Raw genomic sequence first — 23,019 nt, 5'->3', positions numbered from 1 at the left:
CAGCATCCGGCCCCCGGACCACCACCGAATTACCGCAGTACCTCGGGTAGGTCCTCGGTGTGCAGGATCGCCAGCGAGGTGACCGCACGGGTGAGACAGACGTAGAGACGCCGCAGCCCGGTGCGTTCGTCGGCCTCGCCCGCCACGATGCCGGCCGGTTCCACCAGTACTACGTGGTCGAACTCGAGACCCTTCGCCAGCCCGGCCGGTACGACGTCGACGTGTGCATCGACATCACCTTCGTCGCCGAGCACCGAGTAGCTGACTCCCTTGTCCTGCAAGGCTTTCCGGGCCGCCGGCACGAGCGCGTCCGGAACAATCACGCCGATCGATCCCGGCCGCTCGGTGATCTCCTGTACGGTCTCCACGGCAGCCGCCAGACTGTCGGGCACCTGCGTGATCGTCAGCTCACCGCGCGCCCGCCGTACTGCGGTCGGCGGTGTCAGGTGCGGCGCGATCAAGGGCAGCAACTGCGCGGCGTACTCGATGACCTGCCCCGGCACGCGGAACCCGGCCGTCAGCTCCTCGGTGTGCGCCCCGCTCTTGCCCAGATGCCTGAGTGCCTCATCCCACGACGGTGTCGCCCACGGCGTCGTGCCCTGCGCGATATCGCCGAGCACAGTCATCGAACCGGTCGAGCACCGTCGCCCGACCGCACGCAACTGCATCGCCGACAGGTCTTGCGCCTCGTCCAGTACTACGTGGCCGAGGCTGGGCGTCCGGTCCACCAGATCCGCGATCTCGTCGATCAAAGTGGCATCGGCGACAGACCACTTCGCGGCTCCCGCCGACCGCGGCGCCTTCTCCCACAACAGCAGTGCCTGCTCGTCGGCAGTCAGGATCCCGTCGGCGTGCTCGGCCAGCAGTTCGGCATCCGTGAACAGCCGGAACAACAGCTTCGCCGGATCGACGACAGGCCAGAGCGCCTCGGCGTACAGCTTGACCGGCCTGCTCCGCGCAACCGAGTCCTGCACCCGGTCATCAGGCGAGTCGCCTCCGGTTTCCATCCGGAGCAGTACCGCGTGCGCCAGCCGCTGCGGCAGCATCGCCCGGCCCGCGCCGTACCGAATGCCCCGGGTGCGGAGCTCGTTGACCAGCTCCTCGGCCTCGTACGCCGGTACGCGCCAGCGGTGCGATCCGCGCGGTACGACGAGCGACTCCTTCGGCAGCTGCACCTGCGACCAGACCGCGCGGTGCAGCACCTCGGCCAGCCGCGCGTCGCCCTTGAGAACGTCGACCGCAGCCGTCCCCGGGCCGGCGATCTTGACCCGGGCGACCATCTCTTCGACGGTCGTCTGCTTCGCCTCGATCTCGCCCAGCGCGGGGAGCACGTCGCCGATGTACCGCAGGAAGCTCGCGTTCGGCCCGACGACCAGTACGCCGGACCGGCTGAGCTGGTCGCGGTACGCGTAGAGCAGGTATGCCGCCCGGTGCAGCCCGACGGCGGTCTTGCCCCGCACCGGGTTAGGCCACATATCTTGGGGGCATGACGAAGCGTGCGAGCAAGGCTGAGCAGGTAGCGGGGGCCGGGTCGGCGTCGGCGGGCGGTTCTGTTGGCCCGGTTGTCTGACAAGCGTGACGACCTGGACCTAACGGACGAAGGTATCCCGGCGGCGCTGGATGACCAGATTCGCCAGATGGGCAAGCGGGCTGATGAGTTGGGGTGGGACGTGTGGAAGGTGATTCAGAATCCCCGCTTGTCGGCGTACAAAAAGCGGTTGGTGACGTTGCCGGACGGTCGCCGGGAATACCGGGTATGGCGTCCTGATTTGCGGGAAGCGCTGGATGACCTGAGTTCGGGCCGGGCGGATGCCTTGTTGGCGCTGGATTTGGACCGGGCGTTTCGTGATCCGCGTGACCTGCAAGACCTTATCGATGTGGTCGAGTTCGCGCCGCATTCCATCTTGGTGGATTCGGTGACCGGCTCACTGCGTCTAGAAAAAGGCCGGGATAATTTCGACGCTCAGATCAGGGTGTTGGTGGCGAATAAGTCGTCTCGGGATACTGCGCGGCGGGTGGCGAGTGCGCGGGAGCGGCAGGCGCGGAGCGGAAAGTTTGGTGGGGGTAAGCGGCCGTTCGGGTTTTGTGCTGGTGCGCCTGCAGTGCCGCCCGGTCGCAGTGATGTGGATTCATTTGTATGTCCGTGGCATGGTGGCCGCGATTGTGTTTCGGGGGTGTCCGTGATCGAAGTAGAAGCGCGGGTAATCGAGGATTGTTCTCGGCGGTTGCTGCAAGGGGTCAGCTTGCGGTCTATGGCGGCTGAGTTGCGCAGCGGTGATGTGCCGACGGTGAGGGGTGCGGCGTGGTCGGCGGAAACCCTGCGGGATATTCTGCTCCGGCCCCGTAATGCGGGTTTGGTGGTGTACCGGGGTGAGGTACTGGAAGATGTTGCCGCGCCGTGGGAACCGGTTGTTGAGCGTGAGGTTTTCGAGGCGGTCCGGTCGTTGTTGACCGATGCGTCTCGGCGTACGACGGCTGGTGTCGCGCCGCGCTGGATGGGGACCGGTGTTTACCGGTGCGGGATTTGCACTCCGCTGGACGCTGACGGGTTCCCGCCCGAAACTGACGATGCGGTGTCGGTGAAGGTCACGATTGCTGGGCGGTTGCCGCGTTACGGCTGCAAGAGCCGTAATCATCTGGTCCGTAACGCTGCCCATGTTGATAATTTTGTGCAGTCGCGGGTTTTGGCGGCGCTGACTCACCCGTTGGCGTATGAGTTGCTGGACCGGTCCGCCGCGCCCGAGGTTGATACGGCGGCGTTGCGGACTGAGCGGGCGGGTATCCGGGCGGCGCTGGATCAGTTGGCGGCTGACGAAGTGCTCGGGCTGAGAACCCGTAGTCAGGTACTGGCCGGGACGAGAGCGGGTGTTGCCCGTATCGAGCAAATCGACGCCGCGTTGAATGCGTCGATTTCGGATGACCCACTGACGGAAGTGGTTAACGTGGCCGATCCGGTCGCCGCGTGGGAAGGTCTCCCAGTAGCCAACAAGCGCGTCATAATCGATCGGTTGATGACCGTGACCATCCTGCCGACCGGGCGACGCGGACGCGGCTTCGACCCCGCAAGCGTCCACATCGCCCCCAAACACAGGCTCACCGACCAGTGACTTAGGTGCCGATGGATGAGGGGACGGCAATCTGTGCCGTGCCCCGGCCGGGGCAGGGTGCGCCGTGTCGTGTTCGAATGCGGCGGACATGATGCCGTGGGCTGCAACGGAATCGAACGAAGTTTGCCGTCGTACTAGTGAACCCAGCGACCAAGATTGAAAGGGGTCAACAGTGACGTATGAGCTAAAGATGCTGCTCGGTGGAGAATGGAGACTGGTTCCGGAGCCGTCAAAGTTTTTCAACGGAACAGTGTGGCACTACACAGACGCTAACGCATTGTTGAACATCTTACGCACTCGTTGCCTTTGGGCATCGTCTGCCGCTATGCTCAACGATAGCAGAGAGATCGCGTTCGGCATTGATGAATTGAAGCGCGTGAGTGGGCTCTATTTCGACAAGTACCTCGCGCGAGGACTTGATCCACACCTCGTAGAAATCATGCGATTAGCTATAGACAATGCCTCTAGCCGAATGTCAAGCAACGACGTGTATATCCTTTGCGCTTCCAAAAACCCTGATGAACTTAGTCAGTGGAGAGGATACGGAGGTCGCGCAGGGTACGCCATCGGCATTGACGTCAAGAACGGCTTTGACGATCCCCTGAAAATCCTCACCGATGGTGCCGAGCCGATATATTCACTCGTGAACAATATCCAGCCACGATGGATGTCAGTAGCTTACTCCCCATTTGAACAAGGACGATTGCTGGTCCACCTGATGCGCTTCCTCAGGGAGTTCTTCGAAAGTAAGCCGCTTCCTTCGGGTGCCCCCGATGAGATAGATCTTCTCCATGCCGTCGGCGTCATCACGACAGTCCTTGCGTATATCAAGAACCCAGGATTCCAGGCTGAGCAAGAGGTTAGGGCAGCATTTACGTTCGATCCCGCGCGACTGGACGTCGTCAAGTTGCGCACTAACCCGATCGGCCTGTGCCCATACGTCAAAGTTGCCGTCGCCGAGCAATCAGCGAAAAAGTCCGGTCCTAACTCCCTCACAGCTACCGAAGCGACCGGTCTGCCTATCTCTAAGATCATCGTCGGCCCAGGGCGTGAACAGGATTTCGCTGAACGTGGCGTTCGGCGCGCTCTTGAGGTCTACGGGTACTCGAATGTGCAAGTCGAGAAGTCGGTCATCCCCTTTCGGGCATGACTCCGAGGAGCCCCTACGGCGCGGGAACCCCCGACGCCACGGGTGGGGCCGCCCAAACCCCCGTGAGGGCCGGCCCCGCTCCAGGTCTTCGGCGTTCGGAAGTCAGCGCCGGGGACTGCCCGCCGGGCCGTGGTGTCGGTGGTGTCGGTGGTGAGGATTGGGCCGCAGCAGCACGGCGAGTGTGTCGAGTTGGTCGGGGGTGAAAGCCCAGGTGGTGGCGATGTCGTCCACGGCTCCGGCCATGAGGACCGGATCGCGCAGCAGCGCTCGCAGTGCCGCCACCGCTGGACTGTCGGCGGCGCGGGGCCGGGCGAGCGCTTCGACCCTGGCGCGCATCACGTCCCCGGCCGACGCGGCAGCGCTCGCCGCGTCGGTGGGTTCGGTGGTGCTGGGTTGCTCCTTTCTCGCCGTGGTGTCGGCGGGGTCGGCGGTCTTCGTGGGTGTTGTCGTTGGGTGTTCACCTCCGCTGTCTGGGCGCGGTGTGGGTTCCCCCGGGTGCTCAGGTGGCTTGTCCGGGGGCAGGGACAGGCTGACGGGGCAGGGCCGGGGGAACCCACCAATCGTGGTTACCTACTGTGATCGTTCGCGGGGGTGCACGGCGGGTGTGCAAGCGGGCGAACGTGTGCCCTTAACGTGCGGGCGAGGCGTGCGGACGTGCACCGTGCACACCCGATTTGCAGTCACGATGCGTCACCGTCCGCGCCGGGTGGCTCCCGGTCCGGACGGGCACGCGGGCCGGGCACGGCGACCCAGCGGCCGTCACCGCACGGCGCGGCCTTGCCCTGACGTTTCAGGGCTTGGAGTCGGTAGTGAACCCACCGCCGCGACCGCCCCGAAGCCGTCATCAACTCCGTGATCCCTGCCCCGGTCGGCGGGGCCTGCTTCAACGCTTCCCACAGGGCCACGTCCGGCCCAGAGACGCCCGAGGGCGTCCCGGTGGCCCCCGGTGCCCGCAACGAGCCGGGAGCGCCGTCCTGAGCCCCTGTGGTGCCCGGTGGTGTCTGCCCGCTCGCGTGGTCTCCGTTCCTGTCCTGCGGGCGGGCGGGTTGATGGTGGTTGGGTCGGGTGTTGCGGGTGGCGGTGGCTTGCACGTCGGCATCGTTGATCCACTGAGCGCGTGCCCGGCGGGGTGTGTCGTGACCGGCCGCCCGGAGCAGGAACTTGCCGGGTGCGTCAAACCCGGTGGTGTCCCACCCTGCCGTGAGTGATCCGGCCCCGAGGATGAGGTCGACGTCGCCGCGTTCGACCACCCGCAGACAGAACCGGATGTTCATCTGCGACCGGATGGCCGACCCGTCGCCCATCGTCTTTTGCGTCGGCCGCTGGGTGGCGATGAGCAGTGTCACCGCGACCGCGCGGCCCCGGCGGGCGATCGAGTCGGCCAGCTTCCGCGCCGCCGGGCCGAGCTCGGCGTATTCGTCGATCATCACCACCAACGCCGGAGCCTCAGCGGTAGGTGTCCACTCCCGGATGCCCTGCTCGGCAAGGAATGCGGCCCGTCGTTCCAGTTCGGCAACAGCGTCTTTGAGCAGGGCCCCGCCTTGGGAACCGTTGACGGCGAGCCGGTGTAGGACTTTGGACCAGGGGGCGAGTTCCATTCCTTCTTTCAGGTCGATACCCCAGATCGTCACGTCGTTGCATTCGGCCAGCCGGGCCAGGATCACGTTCAACAGCCCGGATTTGCCCGAGTCGGTCGCGCCACCGATCAGGACGTGTTTCCTGAGCAGGGACACGGCCACGTCGGAGCCGTCTTCCCAGACCCCGACCGTGACCGGGGCCGTGATGGACGCCGGCCGTTTCCCCGGCCGCGCCACCCACGGGATCGGTTCGGCGTGGGGGTCGGACTCCACCAACCTGAGCACCACTTCGGCGGCGTCGTCGGTGACCGGCTCGACCCGCAGCGCCCCGACCCGCGACCCCAACGCCGACTCCAGCGCGGGGAGGGCGTTCACGGCGTCGGTGTAGTGCTGCCCGCGCCGCAGCTTCAACCGCGCGGTCCAGCCCCACCGCCCGATCACGGCCGACACCATCCGCGCCCCCGACAACCCCGCCGCATCGGCCGTGTCACCGAACCGCTCCCGGATCATGCGGACCTTGGACAGGCGTCGGCGGTCTTCTCGCCACCACCACGGCGCACCAAGCCCCATCGCTGCCATGAACGCATACGTCGGCAGTTCCCCCGCCGACGCGCCATACAGGCCCGCCAGGGCCACCGTGGCCGTGACAGCGGCCGTGAACCCTGCCGACCATGCCCGGACGCGCCAGCGCGCCAGTAGCGGCCAGCGGGTCACCACGGGCCGGGGAAGCCACGCCAGCACCACCAGTACCGCGACCCCGGCAACCAGCGGCAGCGGCCACCATGCGGGGTGGGTGGAGTGCAGCCACGCCCCGCCCAGCAGGGAACCGGCCCACCAATACAGCGGAGCCAACTCCGAGCGGTACCGCCACCCGGCCCGGCCCAGCGCGCCCAGGACGTAGGCGAAGTCTCCGGCCGCGCCGGAACCGCCCTGAACGATCATGATTTCGCCCCGGCCGGGACGGCCCCGTCCCTTGCGGGACGGAGCCGAACCAGAGGCATTGCCGTAGCGGCGATTCATGCCACACCACCACCCTCAACGGACGGGGTATGGAGGGGGTGTCCGGCCGGTGCCGGGGGGAGCGCGTCGGCCACGAAACCCCACGGGGTGTCGCGGTCGGTCGGGTCTCCGTTCTCGACGGCCCAGACGAGCCCGGCGCGGCAGGCGGCTACCAGGTTGGCGTAACGCGACGCCAGCCGCTCAACTTTGGTCACGAGTTCGGGAACGTCACCGCAACTGGCGATGGTCGCGGTGAAAAGACTGTCCATGTTCGGAGCGCGCAGAGTCGCCTCAAATCGGGCGCGCATCCGGTCAAGCTCAACAGCGTCAAGCTGAGTTACTGCACGATTGGTCAAGTAATTCCTTAGATCGAGAGACAGGACACATCGAGACCCATAGGCGTTTACTCCCTTCTTTCGACTACATGGTTACTTGGTTTCCTGCCAGCTATGGGGGTCCGGCAGGAAATCGGGAGGCGGCCGCGGACGTACTTTCCGCCGTTTACTTGACGCCGAGGAACTGTGTCAGGAACTGGCGGATGTAGGGCGCGAACTCGCTACCGGCCAGGAAGAACCCGAACAACAGGACTACCGCCGCGTGCAGGACCTTCAACCCCGCATACCGGATCAACACGAACACCGCGACCGCTGTCACCAACAACATCGAAGCCGTCAACTGCAAAAACCATCACCCCCTCTCACACACGGGAACACGACACTTTCTCGGAAGGTTGCCGGGAGTTGTGCTACTCACCACCGGTAACCCTCGTTACGCGACTTGCGCCGGTCCCACCGGTACCGCCTCGCGCACTTGCGGCAACTCACCCGGCCCCGATCCTTGACCGCACCACACGCGCACCGTGTACGGCTCAAGACCCGAACCACCGTCCGGCCGGAACAACTACCGCCGGTCTTCAATCGGCCACCACCTCCACTATCGACGCACCTGTTATGACTACTGTGACCAACGTAGACCATAGACAGGGCAGAAGACAAGCAGATATTATGACGAGCGCTAGCAGAGTGCGCCGACAGTTCCCGGCGTCCCTCGCTAGGCCACGCACAGCACGCCCGCCGAGCCAACCCACCGGAAGACTCACACCGGCTCGCAGGGCGCTACAGACAAGGGAGTACGTGTGAGCACCACCAAGACCAGCGCCACCGGCCGGTCCGGTCGGCCCGGCCGTCCGCCAGGCGGGGTGTCGAAGGCTGACCAGCTCGCCGCGACGCTGCGCGAACAGATCCTGTCCGGCCAGCTCTCGCCGGCCGCGCTACTGCCGTCTGAGCGGCAGATGATCGAGCACTACGGCGTCTCCCGGATCACGGTCCGAGCCGCGATCGCCGCGCTGCGCGCCGAAGGGCTGGTGCAGACCATCCCCGGTAAAGGCGCGTTCGTGCGCCGCCCGTCCGACCGGCCACTCCACACCCACCAACGGACCATCACCGTCGATGACGACGGAAACTTCACCGACAACGAAACCGGTAACGGCGAGTTCCGTGAAGCCGAGCCGCCGAGCACGTATCACCGAAACGCCGACGCGACTCTCGCGCTGGCCATCGGTGTTCCGGAACATACCCCGCTGTTCGGCTCCGACCGGCTGTTAGAGAACGCGGCCGGAACCCGCATCTTCGTACAAACCTACGTGCCGTTCTCCACCGCACTGGAAATACCGGCCCTTGAAGAAAACCCGTTCGTGTCCGCCGGGCAGGTCTACAAAGCCGCCTGCGACGCCGGACTATCGCCTGACTTCAGCGACTACATCACCGCACGCAACCCCACCCCCGACGATGCACGGACACTACGAATCCCCGACGGTATCCCGATGCTCGTCACCCGCCGACTCGCCACCCACAACGGCCGACCCCTCATCATGCAAGAAACCCACCGCAGCGCCGAGAACACCCAACTCCACTACCAACCCGGCCAATAAACACCCGAATATACGAACGAGGAATGCCGGGGCACCATAGGTGCCCCGGCATCATCATTTCACGCGCAAAACCCCAACCGGGATTTCTAACGGACCGGAAGGGGGGAGCGCGCCGGGGTCTCGCTTTCAGGCCGCTTTCTCTGCGGGTGGCTGCCCTTTGCGGATACGTGTTCGCAGCCGGACGACTGCCTCCACGACACCGACCGGCAGCATCACCACCACTTCGTGTGTGTCGCCGCCACCGACGACCACGACGCACGGAGCGCCGTCACGGCCGACACTCGCGATGATGGACAGGTCAGCAGCCGCCAGCGCGTCCCTGAGCGCGTGCGCGGCATCCTCGGCGGACTGGTAGACGGCCAGGAGCGCACGGGCATCTGAAGGCTTCACAGCCGCCAGCACGTCTCGGCATTCGTCGGTCATCGGTCGAGCCTTCCCCTAACAAGGGTGGCCCCCGAAGCGGCAACGCCCCTGCACCGCACGACAGGCAGCACAGAAACCCCCGGGGGTAACATCACTTCCCGGGGTCCTGCGGGACTTCCAACCGGGCCACCCGTTCCGGTGCAAGGGTTTGGGTGGCCCGGTCTCGTATCTGGGTGGCTCTGCCTGCCGGTGCGTGGTGAGGGGTCCGGCAACCGGCAGGCAGAGCCGGTGCGAAGCCGACCGGCCGGGAGGCTGTGAGGAGGTTCCGGCCGGGCGACTTCGTGGAAGGGCGGAACGGACGCGGAGTCACAAAGGGATAAGAGTTACCCCGCTCGGCACGCCCGCCCCGCCTGACTGGGTTGTTGCGCTATCAAGACGACGATTCCGCCGCTCTCCAGATGCATCCGCAATCTGTGCGGGTCGCCCTCGCCCGCAAGATGCAGCAAATTCGGTATGATGAGCATCATGTCGTCGTGTTCCATCGCGTCCGTGATGCAGGCGAAAAGTTCGACCGGAGCAGTATCGATTTCATCGATATACAGCGCGTCTAAGGTCCGATCATGAGCGGCAGCGCAATTTGCGATTAATTGCCGCATCTGAGCGATCTCTCGGCTGGTCATCAAGAAACTCTTCTTGAAATACCCGATCGTCTTCACGCCTACTGCCCCGTCGCTTTCGTCACTTCAGCGGTTGGAGTGTTGCCGGGTCCGGCAAAGGCGGCAACTCATCGTTGGTCACTCGCAACCCAGCGAAACGCCTACGCATAGCCTCCTCATAGCGCGCCGCTATGTCCGGCGCAGCCACGTAGTCACTGATCGCCGTATCCCCGAACCACACACGAACCCGCCTACGCTCCCTCAACACGCCTAATCAACTCCGTTTCTGTGCGCCGCACCAAACCCGCATTCCGGCCGCTTACTCGACTACCCGTCATTCGACTTCTCGCGAATCGCAAGCGATGCCAGATCACATGGAAGTCGGCGCGAGCATCCGCCTCGCTAGTCCTTATCTTCTGGCAATCAGCACCCGTATTCCGTTGCCTTCGATATCTGCCCGAACATCATACGGATTGCCAAGGCTTGCGAGATGTAGCAAGTTGGGAAGAATCATCACCCTTTCATCGGCAGCAGTCAGCGTCGCAATCAGCGCGGTTAGTCGAGCGGGAGCAGTTTCTATCTCATCTATGTATATAGCGTCGATGACAAGACAGTGATTCTCCGCACACTGGAAAATTTGATTGTGCATTGCCGCCGACTCGGAAGCGCCCATGAGAGAGCTCTTCTTGAAATAGCCGAAGATCGCATGGGTGCCCAATTGAGCTATGCCTCCATTCAACGATTCGCGCAGACGCACGGCTGTAGTAGGCCCGCTCCTGGCGTGTCGAGGCATCGGCTGACCTACGTGCCAATTACGAATCACCGCCCCATCGTCAGCCTGTGAGGGCAAGTTAGGTGGCGCGTCGGGCCGTTGGGTGACGGCGGCTGCGATGTGGGGCGGGCGCACCCTGCCCTTACGTCTGTTAGTCACCCGCTGCACCTTCCCATCTGACGAAATCAGCTCCACAGCAGAAGCAAACCCGGTAGAGGTCGGTCTTGGGGATCAGCAGAGCAGGCCAGTTGAGGTGCCCAGGCCAGATGGCCGGGCAGCGCAGTAGACTTTGCTGTCCGTGATGATTGCCAGAGGCGAGGAGACCATGCAACGCCACGATCCGTCTGAATTTGTGGTCCCTGACGACTTTTGGAATCGTTTAGAGACCAAACAGGCTTTGCGCGCGCGTGACGCCGGCGCCCTCTTTCAGCTTGTCCGCAAATACGCCGGGGCAAGCCAAACCGGACTCACGATGCGCACCGGCATTGCGAAGTCCGAAATAAGCTCAATAATGGCTGGGCGGCGACGCGTAACTAGCCTCGAACGGTTCGAGTCGATCGCTGACGGACTTAACATGCCTGACGCCTCGCGGGTCGAATTGGGCTTAGCGCCCAAGGTCACGAATGGTGCTAGCAATGGTGAGGTACCATCCAACCCCGGAGCGCATATTCGAACGGCTAGCGTGGCGTCGGGAGTCTGGTCAATCTTGCCACCGGTCAGAGGATTCCGAGGCCGAAGGGATGAGCTACGCGCGCTTCGTCAGACCTTGCATTCAGCGAACGACGCGGATGAACGCGTTACTGCGACCGCCGTGCATGGAATTGCAGGCGTCGGAAAGACTCAACTTGTACGGGCCTACTCGCAAGCATACCGCGCCGAATACGATCTGGGATGGTGGATTCCCGCCGAAACACGACTCGACATTGTGACCGGCATTGGACAACTTGCAGTCCGGCTCGGCGCATCGGAAAAGTGGTCTTCGACAGAATTAATTAACTACTTGTTCGAAGACCTGAGCGCCCGGAAGTCGTGGCTTATTGTCTTCGATAACGCACCGTCCCCAAGCGTTATCGAGTCGTTCATTCCACGGGGCGCAGGCAATCATGGGCACGTCATCTTCACGTCACGAAACCCCAGTTGGCAAATGCTCGCAACGCCCCTAGGGGTAGACGTCCTCTCGATTAAGTCAGCATCGGAACTACTGAGCGAGTGGAGCCACGACAACGATCAAGAATCGGCCAACTCGCTCGCCGCCGAACTCGGCCAATTGCCGCTCGCGATAGAACAAGCCGCCGCGTACGCGGCGGAGACTTCGGTGTCACTCAGTGAATACCTAAAATTATTCCAAGCCGAACGCGCACGTTTGCTCGAACACGGATCGGCGCTCGCCTATCCAAGCACAGTAGCCGCGACTGTCACATTGACGCTGGAACGCCTGTCAATGACATCGCCAACCGCGTTGCGACTTCTGGAAGTGTGCAGCCTTTGCTCATCGGAAATTCTTCCTATAAAGGAATTTCTGTCGGCGGTACAGAATATAGACGATACTGCTGAGCAGTTTGACGCGCTTGATCGGCTCAAGATATTTACTGAACTTAGGCAGTCCGGTCTATTGTCAATCGATGGGGACAATGAAGCCCGCCTGCATCGACTTACCCGGACAATTGTTCGAGAGCGGATCAACGACCGGCACCACCGGGTCACCGATGCTGCGGCCCTTCTGAATGAGCTATTTCCGCAAACGCCGTCGGAGCCGACGACCTGGCCGGTTTGTGCTCAACTGGCTTCACATGCTGCGTCCGTCCTTTCGCATGCAAAGGATGCGGACCTGCTGAGTATAGACCTAGCATCTCTTTTGACACGGATGGGTCGTTACCTGCTGTGCAGTGGCCTAAGCTACGCGGACTCTCGTAACTACCATGCGCAGGCACTTCAAATGCGGCAACGCCTGCACGATGGGGATCATCCGGAAGTTGCACGAGGATTCGTGCATCTCGCGGTTGCATTGAATGAGCTTGGAGAGCCTGCACAGGCGCGGTCACTCCATGAGCAGGCGTTAGAGATGCGGATGCGCTGGTATGCGGGTAAGGATCACGCCGATACGGCACACAGCCTCGACAATCTCGGCAATGTCCTTCACATTTTGGGTGATTACAAGTCGGCGCGGCAGCGGCACGAAGATGGTCTTCACATGAGACAAAGACTCTATCTAGCCGATCATCCGAACATCGCGTATAGCTTGAGCAACCTAGCGGGCGACCTGCATAAGCTAGATGATGTCCCGCGTGCTCGTGAGTTGAACGAGCAGGCGCTTGCTATGCGTCAGCGTCTCGATCCCGGCGATCATCCAGATGTCGCGCATAGCTTCGCCAACCTGGCGGCAGACCTGCGCGCGATGGGCGAGCTTGTTGAAGCGAAACGGCTTGCAGAACAGGCGCTCGCCATGCACAACCGACTTTATCCCGGCGATCACCCTAATACGGTCCGCAGTCTCCAGAGCCTCGCACAGACATATACGGCTCTAGGTCATGAGGCTGACGCTACCAGTCTTGACCGGCAAGCACGCGAGATGAAAGATCGGCTTCGCTCCCGTTATCAGTAAGCTTACCGAAACTATCTCAGATAGAGGTCTGATGATTCAAGAAGGTATCCTGCCCGCTCGTCTGACCGCAGGCGACCATGTTGTCATCGTATCCCCTTCAAGTACTATTGCCGACCGACTTGAACAGGCTGAGTCAGCAAGACAGAATATCGAATCGATATTTGGTCTGCGCCTCGTCTATGCAGCGAACGCGCGCGGTCAACACTTCTATTCATCAGGCACTGCGCAACAGCGCTCTGACGACATAATGTCCGCCTTTTCTGACCCCGATGTCCGTGCAGTTTTGTTTTCTACAGGCGGAGCAACTGCAATCGATTTAGTAGATCGACTTGATTACGCAACTATCGCCGCAAACCCAAAGATAGTTGCCGGTCTCTCCGATTCGTCTACGTTGCTAAACGCGGTAACCGCGCGAACGGGAGTGGTCACGTATCATGGCTTCGAAATGTTCGATTACGCGGATGGCGACCTTCCTTACGCCTCCCAGAGCATGCGTGAGATTCTGTTTGATCGATGGTCCGGAAGCTACGCTCCCAATCAGAACTGGCGTGATCTTCACGGGGACGCCACTACTTATAGGGAGTGGCGAACCATCAAGGAAGGCAAGGCGCAGGGGTTCGCTATTGGTGGCAACTCCGAAGCTTTCATGCAGCTTGCCGGAACCAGCTACGCGCCGAACGTAAGCGATGCGATTTTATTCTTGGAGACGTACCGCTTACAAAAGCGGCACATACAAGCGCTCCTCGTCCAATTAAAGCTGCGCGGAATATTTGAATCGATTCGTGGGCTCGTCGTAGGCTACTGCCTTGGAAGCGACGAGCCGGGCGGAGGGAATGACCGGGATATAGCAGAAATCGCTCGGGAAGTTTCAGACGGGTATGACTTTCCGATTATGCAAATAGGTGAGATTGGGCATCAAGTTGAAAATCTAATTTTGCCTCTCGGAATTGAGATCGAACTCAATGCAACTTTAAAGACGCTGCGGCTGCCGAACCCTGCCGTTCGCTAGGCTGACAACCCCTCCCCAGGAGGTTGCGACTCGTCCCGCTAGCTGTGCTGCGGATCCAGGTATCGCGCGCCCTCTCCCCGCCTCACAGTGGCGACGGTAACAAGTATGTCTCAATCCCGGGTGGGGCTTCCCGGTACCGGGGGCGCCCTGCACGCAGATGGTCTCGTCCACCCCGGCCCGGACGATGACGTCCTGCTCCGGCTGGATCGTCGCCACGATGTCGCGCATCGGGCCGGAGCGGGGCCGCTCGATCTCAGCGTCCAGGATGTCGCTGTGCTCGGCGACGGGCGCCGGGGTGGTCAGGTCCTCGTCCTCGAAGGCGGTCATCTCGCCGTGCGTGAAGCCGAACCGGCGACGGATCCCGACGCCCATCGGCTCGGTCCGGCTGGCCCGGTAGAACGGCACCGAGATCTCGGCCCGCCAGTCGACCACGAGCGGCTCGCCCTGGTCGTCGTTGACGTGCCGGCGGCCGATGTGGAACGCTTCCCCGCGATCTGGGCCAGAAACAGTCTCCTCGGTGGGTTCGAGGTAGTCCAGCCGGCCGAAGAACAGCGGCACCTCGGGATCGTCCTCGAGCTCCTGCATCCGGCGGAAGATCGCCGCCTTCAGGAACTCGGCGTTGACCGGGTCGGCGCTGTAGATCTTCAGCGATCCGGTCTTCTCCCGCATCCGCGCGAGGGCGGCGCGGGAGCTGCGGAGGTAGTCCTTCTCGGTTTGGAGGGTCGGTTGAGTGGGGTCGGGCTGCGTGAGATCGGGATGGGGGGGCACGACAAGACCTCCGCAAAGCGGTCGACGGTCAGGGAAGCCCCGCCACGTTACTTGAGGACCGGCTGTGGAGCGATCGAATTACCTGACTGGGCGGTGGGGCGGGGCTCGTACCGCGCCGCTGGCGGCTCGGCCTTGTCGCTGCGCAGGCCTGGCCGGAGCAGCAGCGGCAGGCTGACGCCGATCAGCAGCAGGGCGGCGATGCCGTCCAGCCAGTAGTGGTTCCCTGTCACGACCACCACCGAGAACGTGATGATCGGGTGCAGGAGCCACAACCAGCGCCACTTGGACCGGGTGACCAGGATCATCGAGAGCGCGATCAGGGCCGCCCAGCCGACGTGCAGGCTCGGCATCGCGGCGAACTGGTTCGCCACCCCGCTGGAGCTTTCCGGTCCGTAGACGGATTGGCCGAACTTCAGTCCGGTGTCGACGAAGCCGGGCATCATCCGCGGCGGGGCCAGCGGGAACAGGATGTGGCCGACCAGCGCCAAGCCGGTGACCGAGACGATCGTCCAGCGGACCCGGGGATAGGCCTTCGGGCGCCAGATCGACAGCCAGAGCAGGATCGCGCCGGTCAGTGGAGCGTGCACCGACGCGTAGTACAGGTTCGCTCCCTCGACCAGTTGGGGAAGCTGCATCGCCGAGTGCTGGATCGCTGCCTCATCGGGCAGATGTAACCAGTGCTGGACGGACAACACCTCGCGCGCATGATCGAAGGCGGATCCGGTGTGCTTCCCGGCGAACTGCCGGCCCGCGCTGTAGACCAGGAACATGGTCGCCAGCAGGACTGCTTCGCGCACCACCCGCCAGACAACCGGCCCCGCCCCGGTGGAGCTGCGCCCGCTTTCTACAGTCAGTTCCACCCGCTCGAGTGCTTGTGTCCCCATACGTCTCGACGGTACCGGTCGAAGTCTCGGGATTGGCTCAGGTTGAACCCTGATGTTGCCCTGGGCAACCCCCGAGACACGTTCTGCGACCGCACCGTCACCCCCGTTCCGCTGATCGCCGACAACGTCTTTATCAGCGCCAACGGGTGGGGAGGCGGCCGCATTCCATCGGCAAATGACTCGAAGGTCACACTTGACAATCAACGAACCGCAGGTCTGATCGACGGCTGATGGACACTGGGTAGTCATGGAGCCGTATGGGGTGTTGCTCGCGGCCGGTGCCGGCACGCGGATCGGGATGCCGAAGGCGCTGGTCCGCGACACAGACGGGGTACCGTCGGTGGTCCGGTCGGTGCGCGTACTGCGGGACGGTGGGTGCGGGCCGATCGGGGTCGTGGTCGGAGCCGCGGCGGAGGAGGTCACCGCGCTGCTGGCCGACGCTGGTCTGCTGGTTGATGGCGGGCTGCTGGTCGGCGGGGGCGTCACGATCGTGCCGTCGCTCGACTGGCAGTCGGGGATGTCTGCCTCGCTGCGCAGCGGCCTGAGCTGGGTTGCGGAGACGCCGGCCGAAGCTGTGGTGGTGCACTTCGTGGACATGCCGGACGTCGGAGCCGACGTCGTACGCCGGGTGGTGGCGGGCCGCGTCGGGACAGGTGACGCGGTGCTGTCGCGCGCCGGGTATGGCGGCCGGGCCGGGCATCCGGTGCTGATGGGCCGAGCGCACTGGGAAGCAGCCAAAGCCGCGGCCACCGGAGATCGAGGCGCCGGCTCCTACCTGAAGCGAGCCGGCTGCCCCTTGATCCCCTGCGAAGACCTCACCCGCTAGTCCCTGCGGCGCCGCCACCCCTTGACGGCGCCCCGCTTTCCCCCGCTTTCCTTCCCTTATCCCTTTACCGCTCCGGTCAGGACGCCTTTCGCGAAGTGCCTTTGCAAGAAGGGGTAGACGATCAGGATCGGCACGATGGAGATCACCAGGATGGCCATCTGGATCGAGGCCTGTGGAGGTAGCAACTCGGTGCCGAGATCGGCGCTGCCCAGCTGGGTGTCGTTGATGACGTACGTTCGCAGTACCAGCTGCAATGGCCACAGCTTGCTGTCGTTCAGATACAGCAGCGCGCCGAAGAATGCGTTCCAGTAGCTGACCGCGTAGAACAGCCCGATCACCGACAGCACCGCCTTCGACAACGGCAGGACGATGTAGCCGAAGGTCTTCAATTCGCTGGCCCCGTCGATCCTCGCGCTCTCGGTGATCTCACCGGGCAGGTTCGAGAAGAACGCCCGCAGCACGATCACGTTGAACGCACTCACCATCGTCGGCACGATCAGCGCCCAGAGACTGTCCAGCAGCCCCGCGCCCTTGACCACGAGGTACATCGGGATGATCCCAGGCGAGAACAACATGCTGAACAACACGATCAGCAGGATCGGCCGCCCGGCCGAGAATCCCGGCCGGGACAGCGCATAGGCCAGCAGACACGACACCGTCAGGCTCAAGAGCGTCCCGACCACGGTCACGAAGATGCTCACGAACAGAGCCCGCGTGACGACTCCGCCCGCGAACAAAGACTTGTAGGCATTGAGGTTGATCGAGTCCGGTAACAACACCAAGCCACCGGACTCGTTGATCTGCTTGTTCGGTGCCACGCTGGTCGAGATCACCCCGACGAACGGAATGATCACCACCGCGCAGAACACTAACAACACAAGGCCTTTGAAGGCGCGCATCGGCCATGACGGCATCGGCACGCCCTGAACAATCCGGCGTGTCATCGGCTGTACACCCCCTGCTCCCCGAAGATGTGCGCCACCTTGTTCGCCGTGAGCACGAGTACGACGCCGACGAGTCCCTTCACCAGGCCGACTGCGGCCGCGACGCCCCAGGCGCCGCCGAGGACGCCATTGTTGTAGACGTAGGTGTCCAGTACTTCGCTGACGTCGCGTCCCGCGGCCTGCTGCTGCAGGATGATCTGCTCGAATCCGACCGTCAGCGAGTCGCCGAGCTTCAGGATGAACAGCAGGATGATGATCCCGCGCAGACCCGGCATGGTCACGTGCCAGATCTGCCGCATCCGGCTCGCGCCGTCCACGCTGGCCGCTTCGTAGAGCTGCGAATCGATCTGCGACAGCGCGGCCAGGAACAGGATCGTGGCCCAGCCGGTGTCCTTCCAGATCACCTGCGAGGTCACCAGTACCCGGAAGAGGTCGGAGTTGCCGATGATGTCCAGCGTTGCGAGGTTGTGCGATCGCAGGTAGTTGTTCAGGAGTCCGCTGCCGCCCAGCATCTGCTGGAACAACGCCACCACGATCACCCAGGACATGAAGTGCGGCAGGTAGAGGATGCTCTGCGCGATCCGCTTGATCCGCTCGGAGAACAGCGAATTCAGCAGCAGTGCCAGCAGGATCGGCGCCGGAAACACCAGGATCGCCTGCAGGCCGGTCAGGATCAGGGTGTTCTTCAGTGCCTGCAGGAACGCAGGATCGCCGTTGAAGATCACCGCGAAGTTCTCCCAGCCGGACCAGTCGCTGGCGCCGATACCGAGGAACGGCTGGTAGTCCTTGAATGCGATCACGTTGCCGAGCAGCGGCAGGTAGTGGAACGCGAGGATCAGCGCAGTACCGGGTAGTGCGAACAGCAGCAGCACCCGGTCCCGGAGTAACCGGCGACCGAGGCTGAGTTGCTGCGCCGGGCGCGTCTTGGTGCGCTGCAGCATCTGGCTAGCGTCCTGCCGCGTCGGAGAAGGCCTGCTGCAGTTCGCCGCGCATCTTCTCGCCACCCTGCGACAGCCAATCCTTGACTGCCGGCGCCCAATCGGACACGGGCTTCTTGCCCTGCATGATCTGGTTCTCCAGGTCGGTCATCACCTTGACGAGCCGCGGCCCGTCCTTCGAGACGGTCTCGGAGTACAGCCCGTACGACGCGTCGTACACCAGCCGGGAGGCGAGCTTCTGCTGGATGGTGTGCTGCTTGCGAGGCACGTCGGGCTTACCGGCCGAGTAAAGCGCGAGAGTCGAGTCGGCGATGTACTGCAGGCCGATCCCGGTCTCCACCACGCCAGTCTTGGTCGGCACGGGATCCGTTCCCTGCAAGGCGTAGTGACGACCCTGAACTCCGTACTTGCGGAAGAGGTACTCCTCGGTGCCGAACGGCGCCGCCATCCAGTTGGCCACCTTCAGCAGCGTCTCGACCGAGTGCTTGCTGTCCTTGCGGAACGCGGTGATGTTGTTGAGCGCGGCACCCATCCACGGTTTGCCCTGGCCGCCGTTGAAGCCCGGCACGTCGAGCATGTTGACCGAGAAGGCGTCGCCGGCGGTGTTGTCGGCGTAGTACTGGTTCCAGGCAACGAAGCTGTCGATGTCGAACGCGGCGACGCCACCGTTGAACCATTGCTTGCGCTGACTCGCCTGGGCGCTGAAGGAGTCCGGGTTGATGACGCCGGCCGCAACCATCTTGCGGCAACCCTCCAACGCGTCGGCGTTCTCCTCGGCCTCGTAGAACGAGGTGAACTTGCCGCCGGCTTCCTTCCACTGGTTCGCGATCCCGAACATTTGCCGGAGATAGGAGATCGGCGGCTTCGTCCAGGCCCAGCGGTTCTGCTTCGGCGCGGTCAGCTCCTTGGCCAGGTCGAGGAAGTCCTCGAAGTTCTTCGGCGCCGGGTCTTTGATGCCCTTGGCAAGCAAGAGGTCCTCGCGGTAGAGCGGCAGTGTCGTCCGTGACATCCCGCGCGGCACCGGTACGCCGTAGATGCCGCCGTTGAAGATGCAGCCCTTCCAGTACTCCGCGGGGATGTTCGCGAGGAAGGGATACTTCTTCACGGCATCGCCGGACAGCTGACCGGTCAGGTCCAGGCACTTGGCCTTGAGCAGGGCCGGGATCTGCGGCGTCGTCGGCGGCAGGTTGATGATGTCTGGCAGGTCGCCGCCGGCCACTCGGGTCGCGAGCTTGTTCGGGTACTCGTCGTTCGACGCCATGCTGATCTGCAGTTCGGAGCCGAGCCGCTCGTTGAGGGCCTGCCAGAACTGGTTGCTGTCCGAGGCCGGCGGGATCGCGCCGGGGATGTTGGTCATGAAGCTGATCGGCCGGCCGTCGCCGGGCTTCTCGGTGATCGCCCTGAGCGGGTTCGCCGGGTACTTCAGGAAACCGTCCAGGACCACGTCGGTGCCGGGGAGATCGGGCTTGACCCCGGTGAAGCGGAGATAGGTCGGCAACTTGACCGCGAGATTGGCGGCGGCCTGGTTCTTCTTGTCGGCCGCGCAGCCGCTGAGCAACGGCGTACCGGTGACCGCGACTGCCGCAGCAGCCAGGCCACCGCCGAGGAATGTTCGTCTGCTGAGTCGCATGAGGCCTCACTTCCGAGCGATTGAGAGTGCGGCCTCACCATGACATAGTACGTCCTATGTCTTCAAGAGTCGGTCCGCCGGAGGTCGTCTTCGATCCGGCCGGCAGCGGGTACCACACGTTCCGGATCCCGGCGGTCGTGGCGCGGGGCGAGTGGGTTTTCGCGTTCTGCGAGGGCCGGCTGCGCTCGGCGGCGGACGCCGGTGAGATCGAGGTCGTACTACGGCGCTCCCGCGACGGCGGGCGGACCTGGTTGCCGTTGCAGGTGGTGTCGGCCGCGGCCGGGAAGACCTGTGGGAATCCGGTGCCGGTGATCGACCCGTTGAGCGGAGACCTGGTGCTGGTGACGACTCAGAACGGCGCCGACGCGATCGAAATTTCCGTTGCCCGGGGCACCGATCCGGAGAGCGGGCGGCGGGTTTACGTCCAGCGGAGTACGGATGACGGCGCTTCCTGGAGTGAGCCTGCGGAGATCACCGCGCAGGTGAAGCCGGGTGAGTGGGGCTGGTACGCGACCGGACCGTGCCATGGGATCGCACTGTCACAGGGCCCGTACGCCGGGCGGCTGGTCGTGCCGGCGAACCACTCGTTTGTTCCTGGTGATGTTGACTATCTGGACTCGGCCGCCACGGTCCGGTTGAACGGCGGGCATTGCATCTTCAGCGATGACGGCGGGCGGACCTGGACGCTCGGGTTCGTCGATCGCAACGACGGCGCCGAGATCAACCCGAACGAGACGGCCGTGATGGAACTGGCCGATGGGCGGCTCTACTTCAACGCCCGGAACCACCGCGGTACCGGGCCCGCCAGAGTGCACGCGTATTCGTCCGACGGCGGCGCGACGCTTGATTCGCAGTACGAGGGAATCGCTGAAATCACGGCGCCGGGCAGCCAGGGCAGCGTGCTTCGGGTGGGGGATCGGCTGCTGCTTTCGACGCCTGTCCATCCGGAGATCCGGCGGGAGTTGACCGTGTACGTCAGTTCCGACGACGGGCGGTCCTGGCGGCCGGGGGTCGTCGTTCATCCGGGAATGGCTGGGTATTCCGATCTGGTGCCGCTGCCGGGCGGTCAGGTCGGGCTGTTCTACGAGGCGGGTGAGACGTCTTCCTTCGCCACGCTTCGCTTTGTCACGTTCGATCCGTCCACGCTCTTTGGGGAGATCTCTTGACCACCTTTCGCTTGAGTGGTGTGGTTCCGCCGCTCGTCACGCCGCTGACCTCTTCGTACGACGTCGACATCGCCTCGCTGGCTCGGCTGGTCGCGCATCAGCTGGGCGGGGGAGTCGCTGGCGTCTTCGTGCTCGGGACGTCGGGTGAAGGAACGTTCCTGAGCGACGAGCAACGGCGTACGGTGCTGGAGACCGTAGTTGGTGAGGTCGCTGGGCAGGTGCCGGTGTTGGCCGGTGCGATCGATACCTCGACTGCGCGATCGGGGGCGCATGTTGTTGCTGCGTTGAAGGCGGGCGTCGATGGTGTGGTGGCGACGGCGCCGTTCTATGCGGCTACGCATCCGGCGGAGATCTCGCGGCATTTTCTGCAGTTGGCTTCGGTGGCGGGGGAGACGCCGCTCTTTGCGTACGACATTCCGTCGCGGATCGGCGGGACGAAGCTGCTTTCGTCGTTGCTGATCGAGCTGGGGCCGGCAGGGGGTGCTGGCCGGGGTGAAGGATTCGAGTGGGCAGGAGACGAGCCTGCGGCGGCTGGTGCTGGACCGGGCTGCTGCTGGGCTGCCGGATTTCGCTGTCATGACCGGCTCGGAGTTGTCGGTCGACTCGGCGCTGAACTTCGGGGTCGACGGTGTGGTGCCCGGGCTGGGGAACGTGGATCCGGCCGGGTATGTGCGGATCTTCTCTGCCGTTGCTGGTGGGGACCTTGCTGTCGCACGGTCGGAGCAGGATCGGTTGTTCCGGTTGTTCGACATCGTCGAGGTGGCTGATCGGGGGCGGATGGGGGCCAGTTCGGCGGCGCTGGGTGCTTTCAAGGCGGCGCTTTATCTGCTCGGGGTGATCGCGTGCCCGCTCACGGCGTACCCGTCTATCCCGTTGGACGACGACGAGATCGGGCGGATCCGGGTGCTGCTCGGTGGTGCCGGGCTGCTGTGAGCGGCGGCTGTCAGTAGACTGGCCGATCTCTATTCGAAGGGGGCCGGTGATGGGTGGGCTCGGCCGGGCGCGTGGCGCTGCTGGTAATCAGTCCTTCATCCGCGACCAGATGAAGTCGTTCATCCTGGAGCGCGGGCTGAAGGCAGGCGACCCGCTACCCAACGAGCAGGAGCTGATGGCCCAGCTCGGCGTCGGGCGGCATCCGTTGCGCGAGGCAATGAAGGCGCTGCAGGCGGTCGGGATCATCGAGATCCGGCATGGGTATGGCACCTACGTCGGAGAGGTGACGCTCGAGGCGCTGGAGGACGGGCTCGCCTTCCGGATGTCTCAGTCGATGGCCGGCGACCTGCGCGACGTACAGAACGTGCTTGAGGTCCGGCAGGCGATCGAGGTCGGCCTCGCGGACGAGGTGGTCGCGCATTTCAGCACTGCCGGATTCGACGCGCTGGACCCGATCGTCGCCCGGATGGAAGCGAAAGCTGCTGCCGGTGAGTACTTCCCTGATGAGGACTGGGCTTTCCACCAGGCTTTGTACGAGCCTCTCGGCAACGCCCTCATCATCGACCTCCTGAGCGTCTTCTGGCGAACCTTCGCCCAGGTCGACGCCCGCCTCCCAGGCGCTCGCTACACCCCCACCGACGCCGCCGGCTGGCACCGAGACCTCCTCGACGCATTGAAGGCCGGGCGCCCAGAAGCCTTCGCCCGCTCGATGAAACACCACTTCGTAGGCATCCACACCCGCCTGGATCCTTAACAAACACCCAC

The 23,019-nt window shown here is 63.8% G+C and carries 22 protein-coding genes and 1 pseudogene; 10 read left to right on the top strand and 13 right to left on the bottom strand.

Annotation, left to right across the window (positions count from 1 at the left end):
• Window positions 1-29: 29 nt before the first annotated feature.
• Window positions 30-1,460, bottom strand: a complete 1,431-nt coding sequence (locus tag F1D05_RS14465) for a HelD family protein (RefSeq protein ID WP_246486692.1) — start codon at window positions 1,458-1,460, stop codon at window positions 30-32.
• Between the two features lie 102 nt (window positions 1,461-1,562).
• Here F1D05_RS14465 and F1D05_RS14460 point away from each other — a divergent pair, with 102 nt between their 5' ends.
• Together F1D05_RS14460 and F1D05_RS14455 are read left to right on the top strand one after the other, a co-directional pair.
• Complete coding sequence (locus tag F1D05_RS14460; RefSeq protein WP_185448181.1) at window positions 1,563-3,107, top strand: recombinase family protein; 1,545 nt, start codon at window positions 1,563-1,565, stop codon at window positions 3,105-3,107.
• Between the two features lie 325 nt (window positions 3,108-3,432).
• A complete protein-coding gene (locus tag F1D05_RS14455; RefSeq protein WP_185448180.1) occupies window positions 3,433-4,257 on the top strand; it encodes a DUF2971 domain-containing protein in 825 nt (274 codons plus the stop codon).
• A 102-nt stretch (window positions 4,258-4,359) separates the two neighbouring features.
• Here the strand turns inward: F1D05_RS14455 and F1D05_RS14450 are convergent, their stop codons facing one another.
• From F1D05_RS14450 to F1D05_RS14435, 4 genes are all read right to left on the bottom strand, one after another.
• Complete coding sequence (locus F1D05_RS14450) at window positions 4,360-4,539, bottom strand: hypothetical protein (RefSeq protein WP_185448179.1); 180 nt, start codon at window positions 4,537-4,539, stop codon at window positions 4,360-4,362.
• Window positions 4,540-4,937: 398 nt separating this feature from the next.
• On the bottom strand, window positions 4,938-6,776 hold the full coding sequence (locus F1D05_RS14445; RefSeq protein WP_185448178.1) for an FtsK/SpoIIIE domain-containing protein: 1,839 nt from the start codon (window positions 6,774-6,776) through the stop codon (window positions 4,938-4,940).
• A gap of 74 nt (window positions 6,777-6,850) precedes the next feature.
• On the bottom strand, window positions 6,851-7,141 hold the full coding sequence (locus F1D05_RS14440) for a hypothetical protein (protein WP_185448177.1): 291 nt from the start codon (window positions 7,139-7,141) through the stop codon (window positions 6,851-6,853).
• Window positions 7,142-7,334: 193 nt separating this feature from the next.
• Window positions 7,335-7,508: a hypothetical protein gene (locus F1D05_RS14435; RefSeq protein ID WP_206686213.1), complete on the bottom strand. Its 174-nt coding sequence runs from the start codon at window positions 7,506-7,508 to the stop codon at window positions 7,335-7,337.
• 460 nt (window positions 7,509-7,968) lie between these two features.
• Between F1D05_RS14435 and F1D05_RS14430 the strand changes: the two genes are divergently transcribed.
• Entirely contained in the window at window positions 7,969-8,763 is a 795-nt protein-coding gene (locus F1D05_RS14430) for a GntR family transcriptional regulator (RefSeq protein WP_185448175.1), read from the top strand.
• Between the two features lie 126 nt (window positions 8,764-8,889).
• Here F1D05_RS14430 and F1D05_RS14425 read toward each other — a convergent pair whose 3' ends face one another.
• From F1D05_RS14425 to F1D05_RS14415, 3 genes are all read right to left on the bottom strand, one after another.
• A complete protein-coding gene (locus tag F1D05_RS14425) occupies window positions 8,890-9,186 on the bottom strand; it encodes a hypothetical protein (protein WP_185448174.1) in 297 nt (98 codons plus the stop codon).
• Between the two features lie 323 nt (window positions 9,187-9,509).
• On the bottom strand, window positions 9,510-9,842 hold the full coding sequence (locus tag F1D05_RS14420) for a hypothetical protein (RefSeq protein ID WP_185448173.1): 333 nt from the start codon (window positions 9,840-9,842) through the stop codon (window positions 9,510-9,512).
• A 349-nt stretch (window positions 9,843-10,191) separates the two neighbouring features.
• The gene (locus F1D05_RS14415) at window positions 10,192-10,539 is read right to left on the bottom strand and encodes a hypothetical protein (RefSeq protein ID WP_185448172.1); all 348 of its coding nucleotides are present in this window, start codon (window positions 10,537-10,539) and stop codon (window positions 10,192-10,194) included.
• Between the two features lie 316 nt (window positions 10,540-10,855).
• Between F1D05_RS14415 and fxsT the strand changes: the two genes are divergently transcribed.
• Entirely contained in the window at window positions 10,856-13,156 is a 2,301-nt protein-coding gene (gene fxsT, locus F1D05_RS14410; protein WP_206686212.1) for an FxSxx-COOH system tetratricopeptide repeat protein, read from the top strand.
• A 31-nt stretch (window positions 13,157-13,187) separates the two neighbouring features.
• Window positions 13,188-14,165 (top strand): S66 peptidase family protein, encoded by a 978-nt coding sequence (locus tag F1D05_RS14405; protein WP_185448170.1) that lies wholly within the window; start codon window positions 13,188-13,190, stop codon window positions 14,163-14,165.
• Here the strand turns inward: F1D05_RS14405 and F1D05_RS14400 are convergent.
• Window positions 14,127-14,933, bottom strand: coding sequence for a hypothetical protein (locus F1D05_RS14400; RefSeq protein WP_246486690.1), 807 nt, complete (start codon window positions 14,931-14,933; stop codon window positions 14,127-14,129). The two genes, F1D05_RS14405 and F1D05_RS14400, sit on opposite strands and share 39 nt — an antisense overlap.
• 47 nt (window positions 14,934-14,980) lie before the next feature.
• Window positions 14,981-15,793: a phosphatase PAP2 family protein gene (locus F1D05_RS14395; RefSeq protein ID WP_246486689.1), complete on the bottom strand. Its 813-nt coding sequence runs from the start codon at window positions 15,791-15,793 to the stop codon at window positions 14,981-14,983.
• A gap of 271 nt (window positions 15,794-16,064) precedes the next feature.
• On the opposite strand from F1D05_RS14395, the gene F1D05_RS14390 reads away from it, so the two are divergent.
• A complete protein-coding gene (locus F1D05_RS14390) occupies window positions 16,065-16,643 on the top strand; it encodes a nucleotidyltransferase family protein (protein WP_185448168.1) in 579 nt (192 codons plus the stop codon).
• A 56-nt stretch (window positions 16,644-16,699) separates the two neighbouring features.
• Here F1D05_RS14390 and F1D05_RS14385 read toward each other — a convergent pair whose 3' ends face one another.
• From F1D05_RS14385 to F1D05_RS14375, 3 genes are read right to left on the bottom strand one after another with little or no spacing between them, the layout of a single operon-like run.
• Complete coding sequence (locus F1D05_RS14385) at window positions 16,700-17,587, bottom strand: carbohydrate ABC transporter permease (RefSeq protein ID WP_185448167.1); 888 nt, start codon at window positions 17,585-17,587, stop codon at window positions 16,700-16,702.
• The gene (locus F1D05_RS14380) at window positions 17,584-18,528 is read right to left on the bottom strand and encodes an ABC transporter permease subunit (RefSeq protein ID WP_185448166.1); all 945 of its coding nucleotides are present in this window, start codon (window positions 18,526-18,528) and stop codon (window positions 17,584-17,586) included. The genes F1D05_RS14385 and F1D05_RS14380 overlap by 4 nt, the downstream gene beginning before the upstream one ends.
• 4 nt (window positions 18,529-18,532) lie before the next feature.
• On the bottom strand, window positions 18,533-20,155 hold the full coding sequence (locus F1D05_RS14375) for an extracellular solute-binding protein (RefSeq protein ID WP_185448165.1): 1,623 nt from the start codon (window positions 20,153-20,155) through the stop codon (window positions 18,533-18,535).
• Window positions 20,156-20,211: 56 nt separating this feature from the next.
• On the opposite strand from F1D05_RS14375, the gene F1D05_RS14370 reads away from it, so the two are divergent.
• From F1D05_RS14370 to F1D05_RS14360, 4 genes and pseudogenes are all read left to right on the top strand, one after another.
• A complete protein-coding gene (locus tag F1D05_RS14370; RefSeq protein WP_185448164.1) occupies window positions 20,212-21,321 on the top strand; it encodes a sialidase family protein in 1,110 nt (369 codons plus the stop codon).
• A 20-nt stretch (window positions 21,322-21,341) separates the two neighbouring features.
• A pseudogene (locus F1D05_RS41960) lies at window positions 21,342-21,692 on the top strand (dihydrodipicolinate synthase family protein); the annotation flags it as partial.
• A gap of 121 nt (window positions 21,693-21,813) precedes the next feature.
• Complete coding sequence (locus tag F1D05_RS41955; RefSeq protein ID WP_281388944.1) at window positions 21,814-22,254, top strand: dihydrodipicolinate synthase family protein; 441 nt, start codon at window positions 21,814-21,816, stop codon at window positions 22,252-22,254.
• A 49-nt stretch (window positions 22,255-22,303) separates the two neighbouring features.
• The gene (locus tag F1D05_RS14360) at window positions 22,304-23,008 is read left to right on the top strand and encodes a FadR/GntR family transcriptional regulator (RefSeq protein WP_185448163.1); all 705 of its coding nucleotides are present in this window, start codon (window positions 22,304-22,306) and stop codon (window positions 23,006-23,008) included.
• The last annotated feature ends 11 nt before the right edge of the window (window positions 23,009-23,019 follow it).

It is taken from the genome of Kribbella qitaiheensis (genome assembly GCF_014217565.1).
In the GTDB taxonomy this organism is placed as follows: Bacteria; Actinomycetota; Actinomycetes; order Propionibacteriales; family Kribbellaceae; genus Kribbella; species Kribbella qitaiheensis_A.
Note: the sequence above shows the minus strand (reverse complement) of the source record. Positions and strands in the feature narration are given on the sequence as shown.

Bases quoted from the DNA above. Each gene is read 5' to 3' on its own strand.
- F1D05_RS14455 (WP_185448180.1), top strand. From the start codon at position 3,433: ATGCTCAACGATAGCAGAGAGATCGCGTTCGGCATTGATGAATTGAAG.
- F1D05_RS14445 (WP_185448178.1), bottom strand. From the start codon at position 6,776: ATGATCGTTCAGGGCGGTTCCGGCGCGGCCGGAGACTTCGCCTACGTC.
- F1D05_RS14440 (WP_185448177.1), bottom strand. From the start codon at position 7,141: ATGCGCGCCCGATTTGAGGCGACTCTGCGCGCTCCGAACATGGACAGT.
- F1D05_RS14425 (WP_185448174.1), bottom strand. From the start codon at position 9,186: ATGACCGACGAATGCCGAGACGTGCTGGCGGCTGTGAAGCCTTCAGAT.
- fxsT (WP_206686212.1), top strand. From the start codon at position 10,856: ATGATTGCCAGAGGCGAGGAGACCATGCAACGCCACGATCCGTCTGAA.
- F1D05_RS14405 (WP_185448170.1), top strand. From the start codon at position 13,188: ATGATTCAAGAAGGTATCCTGCCCGCTCGTCTGACCGCAGGCGACCAT.
- F1D05_RS14390 (WP_185448168.1), top strand. From the start codon at position 16,065: ATGGAGCCGTATGGGGTGTTGCTCGCGGCCGGTGCCGGCACGCGGATC.
- F1D05_RS14385 (WP_185448167.1), bottom strand. From the start codon at position 17,587: ATGACACGCCGGATTGTTCAGGGCGTGCCGATGCCGTCATGGCCGATG.
- F1D05_RS14380 (WP_185448166.1), bottom strand. From the start codon at position 18,528: ATGCTGCAGCGCACCAAGACGCGCCCGGCGCAGCAACTCAGCCTCGGT.
- F1D05_RS14375 (WP_185448165.1), bottom strand. From the start codon at position 20,155: ATGCGACTCAGCAGACGAACATTCCTCGGCGGTGGCCTGGCTGCTGCG.
- F1D05_RS14370 (WP_185448164.1), top strand. From the start codon at position 20,212: ATGTCTTCAAGAGTCGGTCCGCCGGAGGTCGTCTTCGATCCGGCCGGC.
- F1D05_RS14360 (WP_185448163.1), top strand. From the start codon at position 22,304: ATGGGTGGGCTCGGCCGGGCGCGTGGCGCTGCTGGTAATCAGTCCTTC.